20 protein-coding genes are annotated in these 22,471 nt (G+C 40.1%); 7 read left to right on the top strand and 13 right to left on the bottom strand.

Features of this window, described 5'->3' with window-relative positions; all coding sequences use genetic code 11:
* Nucleotides 1-72: 72 nt before the first annotated feature.
* The 5 genes from pcnB to A7967_RS00675 are packed head-to-tail and all read left to right on the top strand — an operon-like array spanning nucleotide 73 to nucleotide 3,850.
* Nucleotides 73-1,425, top strand: coding sequence for a polynucleotide adenylyltransferase PcnB (gene pcnB, locus A7967_RS00695; protein WP_054204248.1), 1,353 nt, complete (start codon nucleotides 73-75; stop codon nucleotides 1,423-1,425).
* A 4-nt stretch (nucleotides 1,426-1,429) separates the two neighbouring features.
* Nucleotides 1,430-1,915: a 2-amino-4-hydroxy-6-hydroxymethyldihydropteridine diphosphokinase gene (folK, locus tag A7967_RS00690; RefSeq protein ID WP_054204249.1), complete on the top strand. Its 486-nt coding sequence runs from the start codon at nucleotides 1,430-1,432 to the stop codon at nucleotides 1,913-1,915.
* Nucleotides 1,916-1,946: 31 nt separating this feature from the next.
* On the top strand, nucleotides 1,947-2,741 hold the full coding sequence (gene panB, locus A7967_RS00685; protein ID WP_054204250.1) for a 3-methyl-2-oxobutanoate hydroxymethyltransferase: 795 nt from the start codon (nucleotides 1,947-1,949) through the stop codon (nucleotides 2,739-2,741).
* On the top strand, nucleotides 2,741-3,592 hold the full coding sequence (gene panC, locus A7967_RS00680) for a pantoate--beta-alanine ligase (RefSeq protein ID WP_054204251.1): 852 nt from the start codon (nucleotides 2,741-2,743) through the stop codon (nucleotides 3,590-3,592). Before panB ends, panC begins: the two co-directional genes overlap by 1 nt.
* Before the next feature lie 18 nt (nucleotides 3,593-3,610).
* Nucleotides 3,611-3,850 (top strand): hypothetical protein, encoded by a 240-nt coding sequence (locus A7967_RS00675; RefSeq protein WP_054204252.1) that lies wholly within the window; start codon nucleotides 3,611-3,613, stop codon nucleotides 3,848-3,850.
* 243 nt (nucleotides 3,851-4,093) lie between these two features.
* On the opposite strand, the gene A7967_RS00670 is transcribed toward A7967_RS00675, so the two are convergent.
* From A7967_RS00670 to A7967_RS00610, 13 genes are all read right to left on the bottom strand, one after another.
* On the bottom strand, nucleotides 4,094-5,062 hold the full coding sequence (locus tag A7967_RS00670; RefSeq protein WP_054204253.1) for a PstS family phosphate ABC transporter substrate-binding protein: 969 nt from the start codon (nucleotides 5,060-5,062) through the stop codon (nucleotides 4,094-4,096).
* Between the two features lie 91 nt (nucleotides 5,063-5,153).
* Nucleotides 5,154-6,473: a phosphate regulon sensor histidine kinase PhoR gene (gene phoR / locus A7967_RS00665; protein WP_054204254.1), complete on the bottom strand. Its 1,320-nt coding sequence runs from the start codon at nucleotides 6,471-6,473 to the stop codon at nucleotides 5,154-5,156.
* 70 nt (nucleotides 6,474-6,543) lie between these two features.
* Nucleotides 6,544-7,233: a phosphate regulon transcriptional regulator PhoB gene (gene phoB, locus A7967_RS00660; RefSeq protein ID WP_054204255.1), complete on the bottom strand. Its 690-nt coding sequence runs from the start codon at nucleotides 7,231-7,233 to the stop codon at nucleotides 6,544-6,546.
* Nucleotides 7,234-7,512: 279 nt separating this feature from the next.
* Entirely contained in the window at nucleotides 7,513-8,445 is a 933-nt protein-coding gene (locus A7967_RS00655; RefSeq protein ID WP_054204256.1) for a porin, read from the bottom strand.
* 393 nt (nucleotides 8,446-8,838) lie between these two features.
* The gene (gene fba / locus A7967_RS00650) at nucleotides 8,839-9,903 is read right to left on the bottom strand and encodes a class II fructose-bisphosphate aldolase (RefSeq protein WP_054204257.1); all 1,065 of its coding nucleotides are present in this window, start codon (nucleotides 9,901-9,903) and stop codon (nucleotides 8,839-8,841) included.
* A 213-nt stretch (nucleotides 9,904-10,116) separates the two neighbouring features.
* Nucleotides 10,117-11,292, bottom strand: coding sequence for a phosphoglycerate kinase (locus tag A7967_RS00645; protein ID WP_054204258.1), 1,176 nt, complete (start codon nucleotides 11,290-11,292; stop codon nucleotides 10,117-10,119).
* A 55-nt stretch (nucleotides 11,293-11,347) separates the two neighbouring features.
* Nucleotides 11,348-12,364, bottom strand: a complete 1,017-nt coding sequence (gene epd / locus A7967_RS00640) for an erythrose-4-phosphate dehydrogenase (protein ID WP_054204259.1) — start codon at nucleotides 12,362-12,364, stop codon at nucleotides 11,348-11,350.
* A 159-nt stretch (nucleotides 12,365-12,523) separates the two neighbouring features.
* Nucleotides 12,524-12,784, bottom strand: coding sequence for a hypothetical protein (locus tag A7967_RS00635; RefSeq protein WP_064435248.1), 261 nt, complete (start codon nucleotides 12,782-12,784; stop codon nucleotides 12,524-12,526).
* Between the two features lie 200 nt (nucleotides 12,785-12,984).
* Nucleotides 12,985-13,608 carry a 3'-5' exonuclease gene (locus tag A7967_RS00630; protein ID WP_054204261.1) on the bottom strand — a complete coding sequence of 208 codons (624 nt, stop codon included), beginning with the start codon at nucleotides 13,606-13,608 and terminating at the stop codon, nucleotides 12,985-12,987.
* A gap of 33 nt (nucleotides 13,609-13,641) precedes the next feature.
* Complete coding sequence (locus tag A7967_RS00625) at nucleotides 13,642-15,480, bottom strand: DUF294 nucleotidyltransferase-like domain-containing protein (protein WP_054204377.1); 1,839 nt, start codon at nucleotides 15,478-15,480, stop codon at nucleotides 13,642-13,644.
* A 108-nt stretch (nucleotides 15,481-15,588) separates the two neighbouring features.
* Nucleotides 15,589-15,801 (bottom strand): transcription antiterminator/RNA stability regulator CspE, encoded by a 213-nt coding sequence (gene cspE / locus A7967_RS00620; RefSeq protein WP_054204262.1) that lies wholly within the window; start codon nucleotides 15,799-15,801, stop codon nucleotides 15,589-15,591.
* A gap of 272 nt (nucleotides 15,802-16,073) precedes the next feature.
* On the bottom strand, nucleotides 16,074-17,798 hold the full coding sequence (locus tag A7967_RS00615) for a sodium:solute symporter family protein (protein ID WP_054204263.1): 1,725 nt from the start codon (nucleotides 17,796-17,798) through the stop codon (nucleotides 16,074-16,076).
* Between the two features lie 10 nt (nucleotides 17,799-17,808).
* Complete coding sequence (locus A7967_RS00610; RefSeq protein ID WP_004586074.1) at nucleotides 17,809-18,072, bottom strand: DUF4212 domain-containing protein; 264 nt, start codon at nucleotides 18,070-18,072, stop codon at nucleotides 17,809-17,811.
* Between the two features lie 389 nt (nucleotides 18,073-18,461).
* On the opposite strand from A7967_RS00610, the gene A7967_RS00605 reads away from it, so the two are divergent.
* Entirely contained in the window at nucleotides 18,462-21,902 is a 3,441-nt protein-coding gene (locus A7967_RS00605) for a PAS domain-containing hybrid sensor histidine kinase/response regulator (protein ID WP_064435247.1), read from the top strand.
* 148 nt (nucleotides 21,903-22,050) lie between these two features.
* The gene (locus tag A7967_RS00600; RefSeq protein ID WP_054204265.1) at nucleotides 22,051-22,428 is read left to right on the top strand and encodes a hypothetical protein; all 378 of its coding nucleotides are present in this window, start codon (nucleotides 22,051-22,053) and stop codon (nucleotides 22,426-22,428) included.
* Nucleotides 22,429-22,471 lie beyond the last annotated feature (43 nt).

Genomic DNA, 22,471 nt, shown 5'->3' with positions numbered 1-22,471 from the left:
CCCCATCAAACAACCGAATTCTGTAGGAGACAGACTATTATTTCCAAGCTTTTTCAATTTTGTCGGCAAATTATGGGCCCATCAGCCACAGTAAACACCGAACAGCCCCAAGTCTCTGCGCAGCCTTTAATTATTGGACGCAATGAGCATGGCATTTCCCGCAAACAATTTAGCCCAAATGCAATCAAGGTATTATATCGTTTAAAAGACGGTGGCTTTGACGCTTACCTCGTTGGTGGTTGTATTCGTGATATTTTGTTAGGGCAACAACCTAAAGACTTCGACGTAGTCACTAACGCGACCCCAGAACAAGTGAAAAAGCTATTTCGCAACTGCCGCTTAATTGGTCGTCGCTTTCGTTTAGCACACATTGTTTTTGGCCGTGAAATTATTGAAGTCGCCACTATGCGTGGTCACCACGAAGCGCCTGTTGATAAAAATCAAACCAGTCAATCCAGTGGCGAAGGTCAGTTACTACGTGATAACGTTTTTGGAAACATTGAAGAAGATGCTGAGCGTCGCGATTTTTCAATCAACGCTTTATATTACTCTATTAATGATTTTTCAATTCATGACTATGCCAATGGCCTTGCGGCTATTAAAGCAAAACAAATAGAGCTTATTGGTGATCCGCAAACTCGTTATCGAGAAGATCCTGTGCGTATGTTACGTGCAGTACGTTTTGCCACAAAACTTGATATGAGTATTGCACCAGACACCGAAAAACCATTAACCGAATTAGCCAGCTTACTGGATAACATCCCATCTGCGCGTTTATACGAAGAAACATTAAAGCTATTTTTGAACGGCAAAGCCGAAGCAAACTTTTTAATGCTACGTAAATATGGGTTATTCAATGCATTATTCCCTGCCTTAGATGGTATTTTAGAACAAAATCCAGATGGCTTTGAACATGCATTTATTAAGCAAATGTTCCGTAATACTGATGAACGTATCAACGCAGAGAAAAAAGTGACACCTGCTTTTGTATTTGCTGCTTTGCTGTGGTTTCCACTTTTAAAAATTACCAAACAATTACAGCAGCAAGAACAATTATCAGAGTACGATGCTTTTCAACAAGGCATGAATAAAGTCTTAAGCGAAAGCGCACAACATGTTGCCGTACCTAAACGCTTTACTTTAGGCGCCAGAGATATTTGGCATATTCAGCACCGTTTGGACAAACGCGCTGGCCAACGAGCATATCGTCTAACTCAACAGCCTCGCTTTAAAGCTGCGTACGACTTTTTATTATTACGTGTTGAAGCCGGTGAGCAAGAACATACTGAGCTTGTGCAATGGTGGACGGAGTATTTAGCTAAAGATATTAACGGCCAAAAAGAACTAGTCAAAGCACTTGGTAGTCAAGGCGCGCCTAAAGGCCGTCGTCGTACTCGCCGTCGTAGCCCAAAACCTGCTGAGTAACTAAATGGAAATTGTTTATCTCGGTTTAGGGGCTAATTTAAATGCCCCTCGCAGCCAGCTTGATAACGCAGTGGCAGCACTTAAAGTGTTGCCACAGAGTAACTTTATCAACGTGTCGCATTATTACGCCAGTAAACCTATGGGCCCACAAGATCAACCTGACTATGTTAATGCTGTTGCGACAATTAAAACGTCGCTGATGCCAGAGCAGTTACTTGATTTAACCCAACAGATAGAGCTTGAGCACGGGCGTGTACGTAAAGCACAGCGTTGGGGCGCCCGCACCTTAGATATTGATATTTTATTATTTGGTGATCAACACATAAACTCTGAACGTTTAACCATACCTCATTATGGTTTAACCGAGCGCGAGTTTGTGGTTTACCCACTATTAGAAGTTGCCCCTGATCTTATTTTGCCAGATGGTACTAAACTAAAAAGTATTACTGCTACTTTGGCATTAAACGAATTACAACAATTACCTCTGTAATTAATTACAGGCCGTCGCCAACGAGGATACTATGTCTAAAATAACCGTTTCTACTCTCAATAAAATGAAAGCAGAGCAACAAAAAATCACCGCATTAACAGCCTATGACGCCAGCTTTGCTAAGTTATTTCACGATAACGGCGTTGACGTTATTCTAGTAGGTGATTCATTAGGGATGGTTTTGCAAGGCGGTGACGATACGCTAGGTGTTACTAACCAGGATATTGCTTATCATACTCGCAGTGTACGCGCTGGTAGCCGAGATTTATTTGTTATTGCTGATATGCCATTTATGACCTACTCAAACCCTGAACAGAGCTGTAAAAATGCAGCTGAGTTAATGCGTGCTGGTGCAAATATGGTAAAGCTAGAAGGCGGTGAGTGGTTATACGACTCAATTGTTGCTCTTACTCAACAAGGTATTCCTGTGTGTGGGCATTTAGGTTTAACACCACAATCAGTCCATGTTTTTGGTGGCTTTAAAATTCAAGGCCGTAGCGATGAACAAGCACAAAAAATGATTCATGATGCTAAAGCGCTTGAAGCAGCTGGTGCGCAAATGGTTGTACTTGAGTGCATCCCTTCTGAACTTGCAAAATTGATTACTGACGCACTATCTATCCCGACGATTGGTATTGGTGCAGGTAAATTAACTGACGGTCAAATTTTAGTTATGCATGACTTAGTAGGCATATCAGCGGGTTACATTCCAAAATTTTCTAAAAACTTTTTACTCGAAACTGGCAATATGCCAGATGCCGTTAAAAAGTATTGTGCCGATGTTAAAAACGGTGCATTTCCAAGTACAGAACACGAGTTTAAATAATGCAGGCAATCACTGAAATAAAATCACTACGTAGTCAAATTAAAGCATGGCGACAGGCCGGGTTAAGCGTTGCATTAGTGCCAACGATGGGCAATTTGCACCAAGGTCATTTTTCACTCGTTGAAAAAGCCAAAAATATGGCCGATAAAGTGGTCGTGAGCATTTTTGTTAATCCTATGCAGTTTGGTGTAAATGAAGATTTAGATAATTACCCTCGCACACTTACAGCAGATAAACAGGGACTTGCAGAGCTTGGAACCGACATCGTATTTACACCGAGTGTTGAGGCAATTTATCCAAACGGCTTAGGCGCACAAAGCTTTGTTGATGTACCTGACATATCTATGGGTTATTGCGGGGGTTCTCGCCCGGGTCACTTTCGCGGTGTGGCAACGGTTGTCACTAAGCTATTTAACTTAGTGCAGCCTGACTTTGCCTGTTTTGGTGAAAAAGACTTCCAACAATTGCAAGTTATTAAGACCATGACTCGTGATTTATCAATTCCTGTTGAAGTAGTTGGTGTCGCAACAAGTCGTGAAGTATCAGGGCTTGCCATGAGCTCGCGTAACGGTTATTTGTCTGCTGAACAAAAAGAAACTGCGACCATATTATTTAAAACACTTAACTGGTGTGCAGAACAGCTTACCAATGGTGAACGTGATTTTATTAGCGTTTGTGAGCAAGCAAAGCAACAATTGCAAGATGGCGGACTAAAACCAGATTACTTTGAAATAGCACAGCGAGACACCTTAATAAAAGCTACACTTAACGATAATAATCTAGTGATTTTAACTGCGGCTTATTTAGGTAGCGTTAGGTTAATCGATAACCTGCAAGTTGATATTACATAACAATAATTAGGGATAAGAATGAATTCATTAATAAAGTTATCAAGCGTTGCTGTGTTCGTTACTCTTTTTTCTGGTTGCCAAAACCAAATTGAGAATCCCGAAATGCAACAATGTGCCCAGCAAAACTATCAATGCGAAGTCAATTGTGAGCAACAAAGTACAGGCGAAGGCTTAGTTCATAAAGTCTGCAGCACAAAATGCATTGAAGCGTATAACCAATGCAAGACAAACGCAGAAGCGTTAGGAAATGTTAGATAACCAATTATACCAATCGACTTAAATATTTAACCATTCTAGCGGGCTAAATAAAGCACTAACAGCGTTAGTAATTTTTCAAGTAGTAACAACTACATGTCAAAATTTCTGCCTTGTTATCACTGTATTTACCTGTCGCTATAAGTAGTCTGTAACTTAACACGATTGGTATTATCTATTTTTCAATATAAAAAAACCGCGCAATGTACATTACGCGGTTTTTTATTAACTTTTATGTTTTAGGGCTTAAAGAAGACCTAGCTTTTTAAGCTCGCTCATCGCCATTTTTCCAGAAAGTGGCACATAACCATCTTTCTCTACAATTTTTTGACCATCTTGTGATAACACCATTTTTAAGAACTCAGCTTCAATAGGAGCAAGTGGCTTATTCGGATGCTTGTTCACATAAACATATAAGAAACGAGACAGCGGATACTTACCTGTTGCTACATTCTCAAGTGTTGCATCAACAAAGTTATCGCCTTTCTTCGCCAGTGGTACAGTACGTACACCAGATGTTTTATAACCGATACCTGAGTAACCAATTGCATTTACTGATGACGAAATTGACTGTACAACAGATGCAGAACCTGGTTGCTCATTTACATTGTTGCGGAAATCGCCTTTACACAATGCTTTCTTTTTAAAGTAACCGTAAGTACCCGATACTGAATTACGTCCGTAAAGTTGGATATCTTTAGCAGCCCAATCACCAACAAGGCCCACGTCACTCCAACGATTTACTTGTGAACTTGCGCCACATTTACGTGTTGAAGAGAAGATTGCATCAACTTGATCAATACGTAAACCTTCAATTGGATTATCTTTATGAACAAAGACTGCCAATGCGTCGATAGCAACGCGTACTTCTGTTGGTTTATAACCGTAGCGTTTTTCAAACGCTTCGATTTCTTTTGACTTCATTTTTCGGCTCATTGGGCCAAAGTTTGCAGTCCCTTCAGTCAAGGCTGGTGGCGCAGTTGAAGAACCCGCAGCTTGAATCTGAATGTTTACATTTGGGTAGATACGTTTGTATTCTTCTGCCCAAAAAGTCATCATGTTGGCAAGTGTATCAGAGCCCACAGATGAAAAGTTACCTGAAATACCACTGGTTTTTTGATACTCAGGAATACTTGAATCTACAGCCATAGCTTGTGCAGATACAAAAGTTGTTACAGCCACACCCATTGCGGCAACTAAATTTTTAAATTTCATAGGGGTTACTCCGATTTGTTCGTCCCATTTTCTAACTGTGCTCTACTGTAAAGACATCACATGACAGTTAGATTACTCTAAAATGACAATTTTATGACTTATCTAAATTGGCTAATAAAACCGTTTTATCCTTATTAAAGGAAAATGAAAAGCACGAGCCCTCGCCTAATTTACTCTTAATTTTCAATTGGCTATCATGACGTGTTAATACATGTTTAGTGATCGCTAAACCTAAACCAGATCCTCCGGTAGTGCGGCTACGTGCTTTATCAACCCGATAAAAACGCTCGGTTAAACGGTTAATATGCTCTGGGGCAATACCATCACCGTTATCAATTACAGAAAAATGGGCTTGGTTTTCTGTGTACTGCCAACTAACTGTAACTTTCCCGCCAGCTTTAGTGTAATGAATAGCATTAAATACCAAATTTGAGAACGCGCTGCGAAGCTCTTCTTCTGAACCTTTAATATCAAGGTTAGTGTCTATATCAAAAATTAATTCATGCCCTTTATCTTGATTAAGTGACTGTGCCTCTGTTTGGATATAAGTGAGTAACTGTGGCACATTAATTGGCTTATCGTTATCTTGGCGTCTGGCGCCTTCAATTCGTGATAAAGACAATAGCTGATTGACTAAACTATCCATGCGCTTACATTGTTCAAGCATGGTATTTTGTGCTTTACACCACATTGCCGGCGGCGGCATCATATCGCCATCAAACATTTCTAAATAACCAGATACAACGGTTAAAGGCGTTCTCAGTTCGTGGGATACATTCGCGACAAAATCTTTGCGCATTTGCTCAAGTTGCTTCAAGCGAGTAACGTCACGCACAACAACCATTAACTGCGAGCTGGCGTAAGGCATCACCCTAAATTCTAAGACTTGCTCAACACTGTGACCACTTTCTAATTCCAACGCTTCATCAAACGACTCAGCATGCATATATTTTACAAACTTAGGATCGCGAACAAGGTTATCTAATCGCTGACCATGATCTGTCGGCCACTGTAAACCAAGTACTTTAAGTGCTAATTGATTACACCACACAATGCTTAGGTCACGTTGTAATACGATTACAGCATCGGGGACTGCTTCTGCACCATCACGAAAACGACGAATTAAATCAGCCAACTCATTTCGTTTTTTACGATTACGATGTTGAAGATGGTAAATCCCTTCAAATACTTGCTCCCATGCACCTTCCCCCTCTGGCGGATTAAAACTACGTTGATTCAATAGCCAATCACTCAGTCGATATAATTGATGATAATGCCAAATCAGTAATGAAAAAGAGCCTAAAAATAAAAGCAAAAATGGCGCACCAATAAGCACGCCAATTAATAATAAAGGTAGAAAATAGATAAACAGACGTTTAGCTAACGCCTGTTTATTGACAACTCGATACATACACTCACTTTACCTTAGAGTAAGTAAATTTAAGCCAATGTTAACATTCGCTAGGTCATCTGTGTGACACTTACAATTTACTAGAAAAACGATAACCTGCACCACGTACAGTTTGTACTAAACGATCATGTCCAAGCGGTGCGATAGCTTTGCGCAGGCGACGAATATGCACGTCTACCGTTCTATCTTCAACATAGACATTAGTCCCCCATACATTATCTAATAATTGCTCTCGGCTATAGACACGCTCTGGATGAGTCATAAAAAAATGTAGTAAACGGAACTCGGTTGGTCCCATGTCAAGTTCACTACCTTCTGAGGTTACACGATGCGAGATAGGGTCTAGACGTAAACCATGCACTTCTATGGCCTCTTCTAATGAGGTAGGCGATACACGACGAATAACCGCTTTAATACGTGCCATTAACTCTTTTGGCGAAAATGGTTTGGTAACATAATCATCTGCCCCCACTTCAAGACCGCGTACTTTGTCTTCTTCTTCACCGCGCGCTGTGAGCATAATGATCGGGATTTGGCGGGTATATTCGCTTTGTTTGAATTTTTTAGCAATTTGAATTCCACTTCCGCCTGGTAACATCCAATCCAGTAATACCATATCTGGATAAGGTTCAACCATAGCTGCAATAGCCGAATCATAATCTTCTGCTTCAATTGCTTGAAAACCATTTTGTTCTAATACAAAAACCAACATCTCTCTGATGGGTGCTTCGTCATCGACGACAAGTACTTTACGTGACATTCCAATTTATCTCTTTCGTTATCGAACTAGTTTTCATTATTATGACTAAGTATGACATTTTTATGAAAGTGTAACGTGTAAATCGAAATGGGGGCAAAAAAAATACTATTTACCCTATATTAGGTCCAAATTAATTGGATATTCTTATATTTCCTAAAAAATTATAAAGCCCGTAACTATATTCTTATTTTTATTATATGGACCGACTACTGTAAAATCGCTTTTTAGTCGGCCATTATTGGTCTAATTTTATTGTTAAATCACAGCAAAACTATAAATTTAAAAATCATACCTTAATGTTAGCGCTAAGTGATCTTGGTTATTTTTGCCATCTAACGAAAACTGCGTATACCACATATACATACGTATTTTCTTAGACACACTACGTTCGATCCCAACGGAAGCACCAGTACCCGAATCTTTTAATTTTCCAAATATACCGTCATTATCTTGATACTGAGCTAATAATTTATATTTATCTATTTTATAAGAGGCACTGACTAGGTAACCTTCTGCACTAATATCTGTATCAATATTTTTAGCCTCTTGATACATAGCACCAAGCACTAATGGGCCTACTTTTCCCTGCACTGTTGCTCTGCTAATGTCATATCCTGCGACTTTACTGTCATGCGCGACACTTATATAATATGTTGTTTTCTTGAGCTTACTGTCGCCATAAACAGCAGCCATTGATATCCCAGTCTCATCATTTTGCTTTTCGTTTTTATCTGCAACATAGGTAACAATCAACTGCAATTCACCTAACTTAGGTGAACTATAATGCATCACATCACCTAGGCGGTTATCGCCATTAAAGAATGACTTTAGATCACCGCTAAAATCATTCATTACATCTAATTTACCCTGTGATACTTTTAGTGCAGTATCATGACGACCTATTACAACTTGTCCAAAGTTACCTTTAAGCCCCACATATTGATTTCGAGACGTTAGGGTATCCGCGTTATTATCAATATTTACAGCAAACTCAAATTTATAAACGGCCTCTAAATTTTTGCCTATTTGTGTATAGCCTTTGACACCAAGTCGGGATGAATAATTTTCTATAGAGGTTTCATTACCTTGCCCTATATCGCTATTTAATAAACCTAAATGAGCTCGACCATAGATTTTAATTGGCTCTGCCAATATATATGATGAAAATATCACCGTAATAATACAAAAAAGTCGTAAAAAGCATAGAGCCATAATTGGATCCCTTTAAATTCACTTATGTAAAAGTCGTCTATAAATGCTTATTGGTCAAATGAATGGATCATTTACACCCAACTAGATCTGTAATAAACGGGTTGGGATCATTATTTTACCTACACATTACGATCTGAGATCGTATTTTTACCAATGACATTTCATAAGCTGTTGATAATTAGTACTACACATCTTCAATTAGATTGTTTTATAAGCGAAAACGCCCATTATTCTTTAACTCCTTAGTAAAGATCTGATCCCAAACAACTAAAGTTAGTAAATGAATGATCCCTACTTTATTAGTTAGTAAAAAATCGATCCCCAATGATCAGCCACAAAAAAGCCAGTGAGGCTTCCCTCACTGGCTAATGTAATTTTAACTTAATAATTACATTACTTTATTTGTGGATCTAACTCACCCGTTAAATACTTAAGGTGCATTTCATCAAGTGAAATTGGTTTGATCTTATCAGCTTGCCCTGCAGTGCCAAACGACTCATAACGTGCAATACAAATATCTGTCATTGCTTTGGTCGCTTCAGCTAAATATTTGCGAGGATCAAAATTGGCTGGATTAAGTGCAAGGTGGCGACGAATCGCACCTGTTGATGCTAAACGTAAATCGGTATCAATATTCACTTTACGAACACCAAACTTAATACCTTCAATGATTTGCTCAACTGGCACACCATATGTTTCAGGGATTTCGCCACCGTACTGGTTGATGATCTCAAGCCATTCTTGTGGAACAGACGACGAACCATGCATAACCAAGTGAGTATTAGGGATACGTGCGTGGATCGCTTTAATACGATCAATCGCTAAAATATCATCCGTTGGTGGGCGAGTGAATTTGTATGCACCATGCGATGTACCGCAAGCAATTGCAAGTGCATCGACGTGCGTTTTACTTACAAAGTCAGCAGCTTCTTCAGGATCTGTTAGCATTTGCTCTGTGGTCAGTTTACCTTCAGCGCCAACACCGTCTTCTTCGCCCGCTTCACCTGTTTCAAGTGAGCCTAATACACCTAGCTCGCCTTCAACTGACACACCACATGAATGCGCTAGTTCAACTGTTTTACGTGTTACATCAACATTGTACTCATATGATGATGGTGTTTTGCCATCACTCATTAATGAGCCATCCATCATTACTGATGAAAAACCTAATTGAATTGAACGTTGGCAAACGCCTGGTGAAGTACCGTGATCTTGGTGCATGACGACTGGGATATGTGGCCACTCTTCAATGGCAGCTAAAATCATATGACGAATAAAAGGTGCCCCAGCATAGGCACGTGCGCCTGCTGAACCTTGAACAATTACAGGGCTGTTTGTTTTATCAGCCGCCATCATAATTGCGCGGATTTGCTCTTGGTTATTAACGTTAAAAGCAGGCACGCCGTAACCGTGTTCAGCTGCATGGTCAAGAAGTTGTCGCATACTGATTAAAGCCATTGGGTATTCTCCAAATTGTCGATAGCAGTGCATACACTACTACCTAGTTCGAACGGGATAGTTTAATTTGATGCAATCAATACATCACGATAAGCAAGGCTTAGCCAAAATTACCGTTATACAAATCAGCTATTAAATTAGGGTGAGAGGTATTTAATATCTGATCATCGCCAGTGTACAAACCTAAGTTAATACACTGGCCCGTGACTAATTTTACTTAGCACGCTCTTCTAGCATAGCAACTGCTGGTAATTTTTTCCCTTCTAAAAACTCAAGGAAAGCACCGCCACCGGTTGAAATATACGAAATTTTATCGCCAATACCATATTTATCAATCGCCGCTAACGTATCACCGCCACCAGCAATAGAAAATGCATTTGAGTTAGCAATCGCTTGAGCAATTGCACGTGTACCGTTACCAAATTGATCAAATTCAAATACACCAACTGGGCCATTCCACACCACGGTACCTGCATTAGCAATAATTTTTGCAAGTTTATTAGCCGTATCAGGGCCAATATCAAAAATCATATCGGTGTCAGTTACTTCGCTAACATCTTTTAATGTTGCAACCGCAGACTCTGAAAATTCATTACCAACAACGACATCAGTAGGTACCGGTATTTCACCATTATTACTTTTTGCTGCTGCACTTAATTTATTCGCTTCGTCAATTAAGTCAGCTTCATATAATGATTTACCAACTGGATAACCTGCTGCTGCAATAAAAGTATTAGCAATACCACCACCAGTAACCAATTGGTCAACAATGGTGGACAGTGAATCAAGTACCGTTAATTTAGTTGATACTTTAGATCCACCAACAATTGCTACAAGTGGACGAGCTGGATTATCAAGCGCTTTGCCTAATGCATCTAATTCAGCCGCTAATAATGGACCTGCACAGGCCACATCTGCGAATAAACCAACGCCATGGGTAGACGCTTGAGCACGGTGAGCCGTACCAAATGCATCCATAACATATACATCACATAACGCCGCTAACTTTTTAGAAAGTACTTCGTCGTTTTTGCCTTCGCCTTTATTAAAGCGTACATTTTCAAAAACGATGACTTCGTTATCAGCAATTTCAACACCGTTTAAATAATCTTTTTCAAGACGCACGTTTTGCTCTAGTGCTTCATTAAGATAATCAACAACTGGTGCTAATGAAAACGCTTCATCATGTTCCCCTTCCGTAGGGCGGCCTAGGTGTGACATAACCATCACTTTAGCGCCTTTTTCAAGGGCTAATTTAATGCTCGGTAGTGCTGCACGAATACGCGCATCTGAGGTCACTTTACCTGCTTTTACTGGTACATTTAAATCTTCACGAATTAACACACGTTTGCCGTGTAAATCTAAATCTGCCATATTTATGACCGACATGGACTTCTCCTTAGTTAACGATACTGGCTGAAAAAATACGATTTATAATTATAAATTAGTTACTTATTGCCATCATTGTACGCGCAGTGTCGAGCATACGATTGGCAAACCCCCACTCATTGTCACACCAGACTAATAATTTTATCAGGCGTTTATGACTAACGCGTGTCTGTGTGCCATCTATAATACAAGAATGCGGATCATGATTAAAATCCACCGATACCAATGGCTCTTCGGTATAACTTAAAATCCCCTCGAGTCGATCCTTTGCCGCTGCTTTTAATGCTTTATTTACAGCTTGTAAGTCGACATCTGCGTTGACCGTTACACTTAAATCCATCGCCGTTACATTAATTGTAGGAACGCGCACTGCAATGGCTTCAAAGCGGCCATGAAATTTAGGTAATATGCGTTCAATACCACGGGCAAGTTTAGTATCAACTGGAATAATTGACTGGCTCGCAGCGCGAGTACGGCGTAAATCGTGATGGTACGCATCAATCACTTGTTGGTCGTTCATCGATGCATGAATAGTCGTGATAGCGCCTGACTCTATACCAAACGCATCATCAAGTACCTTAATAACGGGTACAATACAATTTGTGGTACATGAACCATTTGAGACAATTGTATGCTCAGCTTTAAGTTCATCATCATTAATGCCATAAACAATAGTTGCATCAACGTCTGCGTCTGCAGGCTGTGAAAATAATACTTTTTTTGCACCTGCATTTAAGTGCAATTGCGCATGCTCTCGAGAGTGATAAACCCCAGTACATTCAAGTACAACGTCAACATCAAGTAATTGCCAAGGTAATTCACTTGGGTTTTGCTCAGCAAATAACGATATGGTATCGCCAGCAACCGTCAGCGAATCTTCCCCTAAAATAACAGGAAACGTAAAACGCCCGTGCGATGTATCATATTTAAGAAGATGAGCAATCCCGTGGGGATCTGCGAGCTCATTGATTGCAACAATTTTGATCTCATCGCTAAGCCCTAATTCATAAAGGGCACGGACAATATTTCGTCCAATCCGACCAAAACCATTTATTGCAAGTTTGATTGCCATTAGATAGAAAATCCACTCTAGTTGCGTGCAGATAAAGGCAACCTGCCTTTTTGATGGCGGTATTGTAATCGACCTAGACTTTGAATATAAGAGGCTAACAGCAGAAATTTAAAATTAACCTGCTATGGCTAGCCCGATTTTCTAGGAAAGCTAAATTATTTAACGCTTAAATAGCTTGCGTACCAAACTACCTGTTAATAAAGAAACAAACATAATCACAATACAATAAATCACTAACATACCTGATGACGTTGCCAGCTCTATTACTTGCTCATTTTCACCCATACATAAGTTGGTTTTATGATCAATCGCGCCACCGCTGTCTAAACAACGATCCACCAACAAAAAACCGTGTAACCACCAAACGGAAAATAAACTGACTAACACACCAACTAAAGAGGGCACTAAATTATTTTTCATAGGATAAACCTAACAACAGATTGAATTACAGCGCGCTACAATAGCAAACTTAAAACCGAATAACCGCACTAACAAAGCCTGATTTTTACACTTTTAAATTAGTACTTAAAGCCTTGTTTGAACACATATTTACCAGCTATTCATCTAATGTAAACATACCTAATCCAGTAAACTGTATGCTTGCTGACTAAGGGATTAATTTATAACAATTCTCTTAATTTTAGTACCTGCCCACGACTAATCTGATGACACTGCGCTAACAATAATTCGGCGGTTGCCATAGCGTCAGTCAATGCATGATGACAGGTGTAATGGGGTAACTCATAACGCTCCCTACAGGCACTCAAGGTTAATTCATCCAAAGCAATATCGTGACCTTGTTGATGTAAGCGTTTTTTTTCGATCTGAAAAGTGTCTAGAATTAACTTTGGTTGCACCGTTATACCCAACTCAGCATATGCGAGCTTTAAAAACCCCCAATCGAGCGTGGAATTATGAAACACTAAAATAGCATCTTCAAAATGTGCACTTAACTGAGTCAAAATCATTTTTAAGCTCAGTCCTTTAGCGATATCTTGCTGTGCAATACCGTGATAAACAGGACTTTGATCTAACTGCTTTACACCTTTATTAATATGATGCTCTGCTTGACTTAGCTTAATACATTGCTGCTCGAGCATTACCCACGCAACCGAGACGATTTCATGTTGTTTAGGATCAAGCCCCGTTAACTCTAAATCAATTACAATAAAACGTTGCTCAAGTGCAGCCTGTGCAAGCAACTGTTTACGTTTCAAATAGCGATTTAACCAACGTTTAACCACTTAGCTTTTGATCCTACTTATTATAAATTGCATTTATAAACTTCCTCGCGCAAATTTAAATGCCGCCGCTTGCTGCGCTTGCTTCACCAAGTAAAACGCCTCTTTGAGTTGGTGACGCTCCAACGAATTTAGCTTATCTGGGTTAATACAATTACTCGGCAAACCCTCTTCATTAATTTGTGTGCGTAAGCGAAGTTGCGTTAAAAATCGCCAGCAATCTTTAAGGTTATACACATCGTGATTACTCAATAATGTATGTTTAAGTAACGCATCTAGACGCTCTTGGGTATTTGCACGGCGAATACCCGCTTTTAATGAATATAAACGCACTATGTCATTAATAATCACCACGCCGCGTTTTTTCAAATCAATGTACTTATGTTGTTTAGCGTCTTTTTCGAGTTTAAATTGATTAAACAAACCGATTGGTACTGAATTAGATTTGATATCCGTCGCCATCGCGGCATAAAACAATTCATTGCGTGATATGCGCGTAAGCTGCTCGCAAAACGAGGCATAAAGCGCCGTTGAGCCTTCAATAAAGCGTAAATCAAAAAATATTTTACAGTTAAGCATCGCCTCAGGTGTTGGGGTTTTAATCCACTTGAAAAAACGCTCACACCAATTAGAAATACTCATACGGCATAATTCATTGCTAGCCATAATATTTCCTGGGCAACGTTTAATACCGCACTCCACTAATTGCTCGCACACAAACTCCCCCATACGGCGAAAGTAATCTTGATGCTGGGCACTTAAATCATTGGGTAATAATAAGCCGTTGTCTTGATCTGAATGCAACGTTTGCTCTTCGCGTGCTTGGGAGCCAAAACAAATAAAACTAAAACTGGTTGGTGCTGCACCATTGTCTTCTTGAAATAAGTGAATTAAACGAGAAGTGAGTGCGTCAGTTAAACCACTTAGTAATTTGCCAATCAATGAGATGTCGTCAATGTTATTAGAAAATCCACGCAGCAACTCTGGTACTTCAGCGGCGTAGCGCTTTAGATCTGCCACACTGTGCGCTTTATAAATGCGGCCAATCAGTTGTACTGGATCACTTTTTTGCTGACGTAATAAATCGGTGCTGGTGATCATCCCCAATGCTTTATGATGTTCATCAAGTACTGGTAAATGGTGAATATTATGTTTAAGCATTAAATGCAGTGCCGAAAACACCCGATTATTCTCAAAAATAAACTTCGGTTTGGCGCTCATAATTGAGCTAACGGCATCTTTTGGATCAACCTCATCAGCTAGCACACGATTACGCAAATCACGATCCGTTACCACGCCAACTAAGCGTTCAAACTCAGTGATCATGATTGATGACACACCATGTTTTTTCATTTTTTTAGCTGTTTGGCGAATGCTCGCATCAGGCGCTAAAGTAACCGCCTTGCGCGACATTAACTCAGAAATTTTACGCTCAGACCAACTCTCATTTTGACTTTTATAATGCGATGACAACAAACGGTTCGCATGTGCGCGCACAAAATACTGCTCAAAGGGTTTATATTCGCGGCGTAGGTAATCAAAGGCGTCTTGATTGAGCATATAAACAATGCCCTCTTTTTGCACTGCCAAGCGATTTTTAATCTCCTCCCCTGTTAATAGTGAAGGAAAACCAAAATAATCGCCTTGTGCTAAGCGAGTGATCACATCTCCTTTAGCATCAACTAAATCATATAAGCCCGAACGAATTAAAAATAACTTAGGGGACGCTGACTGTAACCATTGCGATTGGTTTTCACGGGTCAGGTAAATCACATCAAGGTGCTTTACAAAATATTCTGTTACCGATGCATCTAGATGATTAAAGGGTGTTTGCGCCATTACAAATTGGGCGACTTCCTGTTGCTCATGATTCATAGCCGTACTCGCAAAAAACAATCGTATAACTACTGTACTGCTATCAGAAGTAAATAAAAAGCCCGACTTAAGTCGGGCTTTTTCATCTAACAAATAAAGGCATTAAGATTATATTGCACAAACGTTAGATGCCTGCGGGCCTTTTTGACCTTGCTCAACTTCGTAAGACACTTTTTGGCCTTCAGCTAAGGTTTTGAAACCTTCAGATGCAATAGCACGAAAATGAACAAACACATCAGCGCCGCCATTATCCTGAGTAATAAAACCAAAACCTTTCTCTTCATTAAACCACTTTACTACCCCAGTTGTTGAGCTAGACATGCTGTATTCCTTTATATTTGATTAATAAAATTGACGCTGTATATCGTTTTTTACCCAATATCCTGAGTATTAATTAACGAATGCGGTACTGAAAATAATAAATTTAATATTTATCTGACTTTACGTCCCGGTAACAGTACCAACAGTGAAATGTAAATATGATATTAACAGGTACACGTATATTGTAAACACATGCATTCCCCTTAATATAAAAAGCCCGATTTAAGTCGGGCTTTTGGGTATATCAATATACTCATTAATAAAGTAAATTATTAGTGATCGTGTGCTTCACTAGAGCCTTTCGGGTTACGAATACTTTCAACCATTTCTTGAATTTCAAGCGGCGTCTGTGCTGTAAATTTAAGAACGATTGCAGCAACTGCGAAGTTAATGATCATACCGACTAAACCAATACCTTCCGGTGAAATACCTAAGAACCAATGCTCTGGGCTATTAAGCTCTGGGCTGATGAACTTAAAGAAGATTATATAAGCAGCGGTAAAGGTAATACCTGTGATCATGCCTAATACAGCGCCTTCTTTATTCATCTTCTTAGAGAAAATACCCATGATGATTGCCGGGAAGAAACTTGCTGCAGCTAAGCCGAATGCAAATGCGACCACCGACGCCACAAATCCAGGCGGATTAATACCAAAGTAAGCGGATATTACAATCGCGATCATAGCCGCCAACCTCGCTGCGAGTAACTCTTGTTTATCGCTGATGTCTGGTTTTAAAGTTCGCTTGAGCAAATCATGCGATACGGAGGTCGAAATAACTAATAGTAAGCCTGCTGTTGTCGATAATGCAGCAGCAATACCACCGGCAGCCACTAACGCAACAACCCATGCTGGTAAATTAGCAATTTCAGGGTTAGCAAGTACCATGATGTCGCGGTCAACATTAACTTCGTTAGCGCTGTTTGGATCATCAATTTTACCAGCTGTGTAGAACATTTTGCCATCACCATTTTTATCGTTAAAGGTAATTAGGCCTGTTCTTTCCCAGTTTTTGATCCACGCCGGTGCTTCTGCGTATTCAGTACCGCCACCGTCTTTACCGTTAATCGTATCAACCATATTAACGCGGGCAAATGCTGCAACCGCTGGCGCTGTTGTATAAACAATTGCAATGAATACTAAAGTCCATGCTGCAGAGATACGCGTATCTTTAACACGAGGCACAGTGAAAAAACGTACAATGACATGTGGAAGACCCGCAGTACCCACCATTAAGGCACCTGTGATAGCAAATACATCAATCATGCTCTTAGAGCCTTCAGTATACTGTGCAAAACCTAACTCAGCACTTAAGCCGTCAAGTTTATCAAGTACGTAAACACCATCACTACCAATTAGCGTTGCACCAAACCCTGTTTGTGGGAAGAAGTGACCTGTCATCATCATAGAGATAAAGATGGCTGGTACTAAGTAAGCAAATACCAATACACAATACTGTGCTACTTGCGTATACGTAATGCCTTTCATGCCGCCAAGTACAGCATAGAAGAATACGATAACCATACCAATGTATACGCCCGTTTCAATTTCAACTTCTAAGAAGCGAGAGAACACCACGCCTACACCGCGCATTTGGCCTGCTATATAGGTAAAACAAATAAAGATGGCACACAAAATAGCCACTAAGCGCGCCGTGCGTGAGTAGTAACGGTCACCGATAAAGTCTGGCACAGTAAATTTGCCGAATTTACGTAAATAAGGTGCTAAACACATGGCAAGTAGTACATAACCACCCGTCCAACCCATTAAGTAAACGCCGCCATCGTAACCGGCGAAAGAAATAATACCGGCCATTGAGATAAATGACGCAGCACTCATCCAATCCGCTGCTGTTGCCATACCATTAGCAAGTGGTGGTACGCCGCCGCCTGCTACATAAAATTCTTTTGTTGACCCTGCGCGGGCCCAAATTGCAATGCCGATATAAAGCGCGAAGCTTAAACCGACAATTATAAACGTGAGTGTTTGAACATCCATTACTTAGCTCCTATTCGTCTACGCCATATTTTTTATCTAACGTATTCATTTTGAAAACGTACACAAAAATCAAAGCCACAAAGGTGTAAATCGCGCCTTGCTGGGAGAACCAGAAGCCTAATTTAAACCCAAAAAAGCGTACTTCATTAAGTACATCAACCAGTAATATGCCAAACCCGAATGACACGACAAACCAAACCGCTAATAATTTAAACAGCAGTGAAATGTTTTCCGCCCAGTAAGCTTTTGCTTGTTCTTCATCTTTAAAAGCCATTTTTATTTCCTCTTTAACATCTGTAAAAAGTGATGTGTGTATTTTGTTTTCTTCGCTAACCAATTTAGCAACGCAGCCTTAACATTGAATTGAGACCATAGTCGTAACAATAAGTTAACGTTTACGCAAACTGTAAATACCCAATTGTTAAAAACAATTAAAAGCCCTTTTTTATCAAAGCATTAACTATTTTATGGAATGATTTTAATTATTCACAAGCGCTATATGGCAGATCTGCGACATTAGTCTAATGTAATTACAAGCATTGAAATTAACTATAAATATCAATACCTTAAATAAATCACTTTTTAAAGCGTGGAATTGACAGCTCAAAACTGCAAAAACTTCTGGTATGGTGTGCAGTAACATAATAAAAATTGAATAAAAACATGACTGCTGCACTTATTTTTGTTGCTTTGGCATACATTGGCGTGTTGTTTTGGCTGGCTAACTGGGGTGATAAAACCACGCCGCTTGCAAAACGTATTAGCCACCATCCCTTTGTTTACTCGTTTTCATTGGGTATTTACTGTACCTCGTGGACGTATTACGGCTCAGTGGGCACTGCTGCAACAAGCAGTTGGAGTTACTTACCTATTTTACTTGGCCCCGCGTTGCTGTTCTTTTTTGGGCAAGGGTTTTTACGTAAATTGGTACTGGTGAGTAAAAAGCAAAATATTACCACCATCGCTGATTTTATCTCAGCCCGTTACGGTAAACGCCAAACCACGGCTATTATGGTCACTGTAATTGCCTTATTGGCCACTATTCCATATATCGCTTTGCAGCTTAAAGCCCTAAGTAACAGCTTTTTACTACTGCAAAGCGACAATAAAATATCAGGTTCGATGGTGGCACTGTCGGCCACTTTGATCATGGCCATGTTCGCGATCTTTTTTGGCACTCGTAAAGTTGATGTAACCGAATATCGCTCAGGGTTAATGTTAGCTGTAGCCTTTGAATCATTGATAAAACTACTCGCATTAGTAGCTGTGGCAGGTTTAGCACTTTACACCTTGTATAATTTGCCCACAGGCAGACAAGCGCAACTGCAAGAATCGATTTGGCAGCACTGGAACAACTTTAACTTTTTTAGTTTTAACTTTATTGGCCAATCGCTCATGGCAGCTGCTGCAATTATATGCCTGCCACGACAATTTCACGTTACCGTGGTTGATAACCAAGACAAACGCCATTTATTTACCGCCCGCTGGGCATTTCCACTGTATTTATTGCTCACCGCAGCAATGATTTTACCTATTGCCACTGCTGCAATTCACCCTGGTATTGGTAATGGCTTTTCACCCGATAGCTTTGTACTAGCCCTGCCATTGATGCACGACAATGTACTGCTCACAACGTTTGTATTTATTGGAGGGATCTCCGCCGCGACAGCCATGATAGTGGTTGCCACATTAACGCTAAGCACCATGATCTCTAATGACGTCGTATTGCCGCTAATGCTACGTCGTAAATTTAAACGCAACCTAATTACCAGCAGCTATAAGCCACAAATACTGCTCGTACGGCGCTTTACTATTGCCGGTATTTTGATCTTATCGTACTTTTATCAGCAATGGTTTGGCCACGGCAAAGCACTTGCCAGCATGGGGTTAGTCGCCTTTTCATTAGTAACCCAATTACTGCCCGCTATTGTTGGCGGTTTATATTGGCGCAAAGGCCATGCTTATGGCGTATATGCAGGATTGCTTGCAGGCTTTATTTGCTGGATACTTTTTTTAATGTTACCGATATTAGACGCTGGTAATACCTTGGATTCTGAACTACAGCAAACCCTGATCACCCGTGGCACTCTAATCGCTTTATTTGCCAACATAGGTTGCTATATTAGCTTTTCATTAGGTGCTGATGAGCGCTTAATTGACAAAATTCAAGCGGCTGCTTTTGTTAACCCCAAAGAGCAAGCGGTGCTTGCAAGGCGCTTAAACAAAAACGTAAAAGCCACCGTATACGATTTTAAAATACTGCTACAAACATTTTTAGGTATTCAACGCAGTCAACAAGTATTGGCTCAGTTTTCACTTAATCACCAGCTTGGCGAAAATAATACTCACCCCACCTCTGAGTTTATAGCTTACTGCGAACGCGCCCTCACGGGTGTATTAGGTGCATCTTCTGCGCAAGCATTGATCCATACTGTTGCATCAGGTAAACGCATGGCGTTTGAAGAAGTCGTTAACTTTTTTGATGAAACCACACAAGCACTGCAATTTAATCAAAACTTACTGTTTACCTCGCTTGAAAACCTTAGCCATGGTATTTCAGTTGTTGATAAAGAACTTAATTTAGTGGCATGGAACAAACGCTACGCAGAAATGTTTGACTACCCCGATGGTTTTTTAGAGGTAGGCCAACCAATTGAAGACATTATTCGCTATAACGCACAGCGCGGTGAATGTGGTCCCGGCGAAATTGACCGCCAAGTTGATAAACGCGTGCAGCATTTAAAAAATGGCAGCTCACATCACTTTATTCGCCACCGTCGCAATGGCCAAGTGTTTGAGATGATTGGCAACCCACTGCCCGATGGCGGCTTTGTTACTAGCTTTTCAGATATCACTACCCACATTGCCACTCAAAATGCGCTCGAAGAAGTCAATATGGACTTAGAAAACCGCATTGAAGCGCGCACACAAGAAATTCGCACCATCAACAAAGATCTCGAAGCACAAATAGAAAGCCGCGTAAAAACAGAGCAAGCACTCACTTTAGCAAAGCGTGAAGCAGAGCAAGCTAATGATAGTAAAACCCGTTTTTTAGCCTTGGCAAGTCACGATATTTTACAGCCACTCAATGCCGCCCGACTCTACCTTGCCGCAATTGATGAAAAATCACTTGCTGATAGCAATATCAACAACTTCGAAAAACTTGGCGCTAGCTTAGATTCAACTGTGCATTTAATGTCCGCTTTACTTGAAATTGCCAAACTAGAGCAAGGCGCCATGACCCCCACACCACGTCATTTTAGTATTGATGATATTTTAGCGCCGCTGCATAATGAATACGCAATATTAGCAAGTGAAAAAGGCCTACAACTCCATGTACGTTCAGGCCAGTTAATTGTGCATAGTGATATCACCTATCTGCGCCGAATTATTCAAAATTTAGTATCTAACGCAGTTAAATATACCGTAAAAGGTAAAGTATTAGTGGCGTGCCGCAAACGCAAACACCATTTACGCATCGAAGTATGGGACACGGGTCCCGGCATTAGTAAAGTAGAACAAGCTAAGATTTTTAATGACTTTTACCGTATTGAATCAGGTGATAACAAAGGCGTTGGTTTAGGGCTTGGTGTAGTCAAACGCATGGTTGATTTACTTAGCCTGCGCCTTGAAGTGGATTCTAACGTAAATAAAGGCAGCCGCTTTAGCATTGAAGTGCCCTATGGTGATAGCCAATTTGTACAGCAAAAAAACATCACTAATAGCTTGTTTGAAAACCGCTCCGCAATGAACATTATTGCCGTTGATGACGATCCTGAAAACTTAACTGCAATGGCCAGTTTATTGCAAAAGTGGCAGGCAAATTATCAGTTATTTGAGCAAGTAGAAACCGTGCTGGAGTATGCCAAACAGCATAGTGCACCCGATGTCATTCTAATGGATTATCAACTCGGTCATGACTGCGATGGCATTACATTAATCAAAACCTTACGGGAGATTTGGCAAAGCCCAGTACCTGCAATTTTAATAACCGCAGTACGCGACGACGAGCTAAAACAAGCAACTAAAGCTGCAAACATCCATTACTTATCTAAACCAATCAAGCCAGGGAAGTTAAAAGCACTGCTTAACCACAGTGCTTGATGTAAAAGGTTTTAGGAAAAAGATCAGGCTCTGCCTGATTTTTTTCCTTGCGATTTATCATTGTTTGTCATTTAATCAATTGTATATTATTTGAGCTACACTCATAAGCTAGCGCTATTTTAACTTTGTTATATTACAAGGAGTTTGTATGAATACTTGGGTTTTCATTGCAGGAATAATCGGTTTATTTACATCTTGCGTGCATATTTTTGCTGGACAAGTGGATCCTATTAGACCTTTTCTTAAATCAGATCTTCCCGACATACCTAAAGCAACATTACTGGCCTGTTGGCATATGGTATCTGCCACTCTTGTTATTTGTGGGCTTGTATTAACTTTTGTTGGTTGGTTTAACTTGAACTCATTTCAAAATGTAGTTATCGGAATATCTGTAACATTTATCATTTTTTCATTTGTGTTTTTTACTGTCGGTTGGTACTTTTTCAAACTTAATACGTTTATAAAATTACCTCAGTGGTTACTACTTTTACCTATTGGCGTTTTGGGTATAGTTGGCGCCATCTAAACATATAAATCAGGATAGCTTGCATCAGTCTTCCTAAACCCTA

It is taken from the genome of Pseudoalteromonas neustonica (genome assembly GCF_001653135.1).
Classification (GTDB): Bacteria; Pseudomonadota; Gammaproteobacteria; order Enterobacterales; family Alteromonadaceae; genus Pseudoalteromonas; species Pseudoalteromonas neustonica.
This window is presented reverse-complemented; position numbering and strand designations above follow the sequence as displayed.

Coding starts and splice junctions, on each gene's coding strand:
- pcnB (WP_054204248.1), top strand. CDS start 73: ATGGGCCCATCAGCCACAGTAAACACCGAACAGCCCCAAGTCTCTGCG.
- folK (WP_054204249.1), top strand. CDS start 1,430: ATGGAAATTGTTTATCTCGGTTTAGGGGCTAATTTAAATGCCCCTCGC.
- panB (WP_054204250.1), top strand. CDS start 1,947: ATGTCTAAAATAACCGTTTCTACTCTCAATAAAATGAAAGCAGAGCAA.
- panC (WP_054204251.1), top strand. CDS start 2,741: ATGCAGGCAATCACTGAAATAAAATCACTACGTAGTCAAATTAAAGCA.
- A7967_RS00675 (WP_054204252.1), top strand. CDS start 3,611: ATGAATTCATTAATAAAGTTATCAAGCGTTGCTGTGTTCGTTACTCTT.
- A7967_RS00670 (WP_054204253.1), bottom strand. CDS start 5,062: ATGAAATTTAAAAATTTAGTTGCCGCAATGGGTGTGGCTGTAACAACT.
- phoR (WP_054204254.1), bottom strand. CDS start 6,473: ATGTATCGAGTTGTCAATAAACAGGCGTTAGCTAAACGTCTGTTTATC.
- phoB (WP_054204255.1), bottom strand. CDS start 7,233: ATGTCACGTAAAGTACTTGTCGTCGATGACGAAGCACCCATCAGAGAG.
- A7967_RS00655 (WP_054204256.1), bottom strand. CDS start 8,445: ATGGCTCTATGCTTTTTACGACTTTTTTGTATTATTACGGTGATATTT.
- fba (WP_054204257.1), bottom strand. CDS start 9,903: ATGGCTTTAATCAGTATGCGACAACTTCTTGACCATGCAGCTGAACAC.
- A7967_RS00645 (WP_054204258.1), bottom strand. CDS start 11,292: ATGTCGGTCATAAATATGGCAGATTTAGATTTACACGGCAAACGTGTG.
- epd (WP_054204259.1), bottom strand. CDS start 12,364: ATGGCAATCAAACTTGCAATAAATGGTTTTGGTCGGATTGGACGAAAT.
- A7967_RS00635 (WP_064435248.1), bottom strand. CDS start 12,784: ATGAAAAATAATTTAGTGCCCTCTTTAGTTGGTGTGTTAGTCAGTTTA.
- A7967_RS00625 (WP_054204377.1), bottom strand. CDS start 15,480: ATGAATCATGAGCAACAGGAAGTCGCCCAATTTGTAATGGCGCAAACA.
- cspE (WP_054204262.1), bottom strand. CDS start 15,801: ATGTCTAGCTCAACAACTGGGGTAGTAAAGTGGTTTAATGAAGAGAAA.
- A7967_RS00615 (WP_054204263.1), bottom strand. CDS start 17,798: ATGGATGTTCAAACACTCACGTTTATAATTGTCGGTTTAAGCTTCGCG.
- A7967_RS00610 (WP_004586074.1), bottom strand. CDS start 18,072: ATGGCTTTTAAAGATGAAGAACAAGCAAAAGCTTACTGGGCGGAAAAC.
- A7967_RS00605 (WP_064435247.1), top strand. CDS start 18,462: ATGACTGCTGCACTTATTTTTGTTGCTTTGGCATACATTGGCGTGTTG.
- A7967_RS00600 (WP_054204265.1), top strand. CDS start 22,051: ATGAATACTTGGGTTTTCATTGCAGGAATAATCGGTTTATTTACATCT.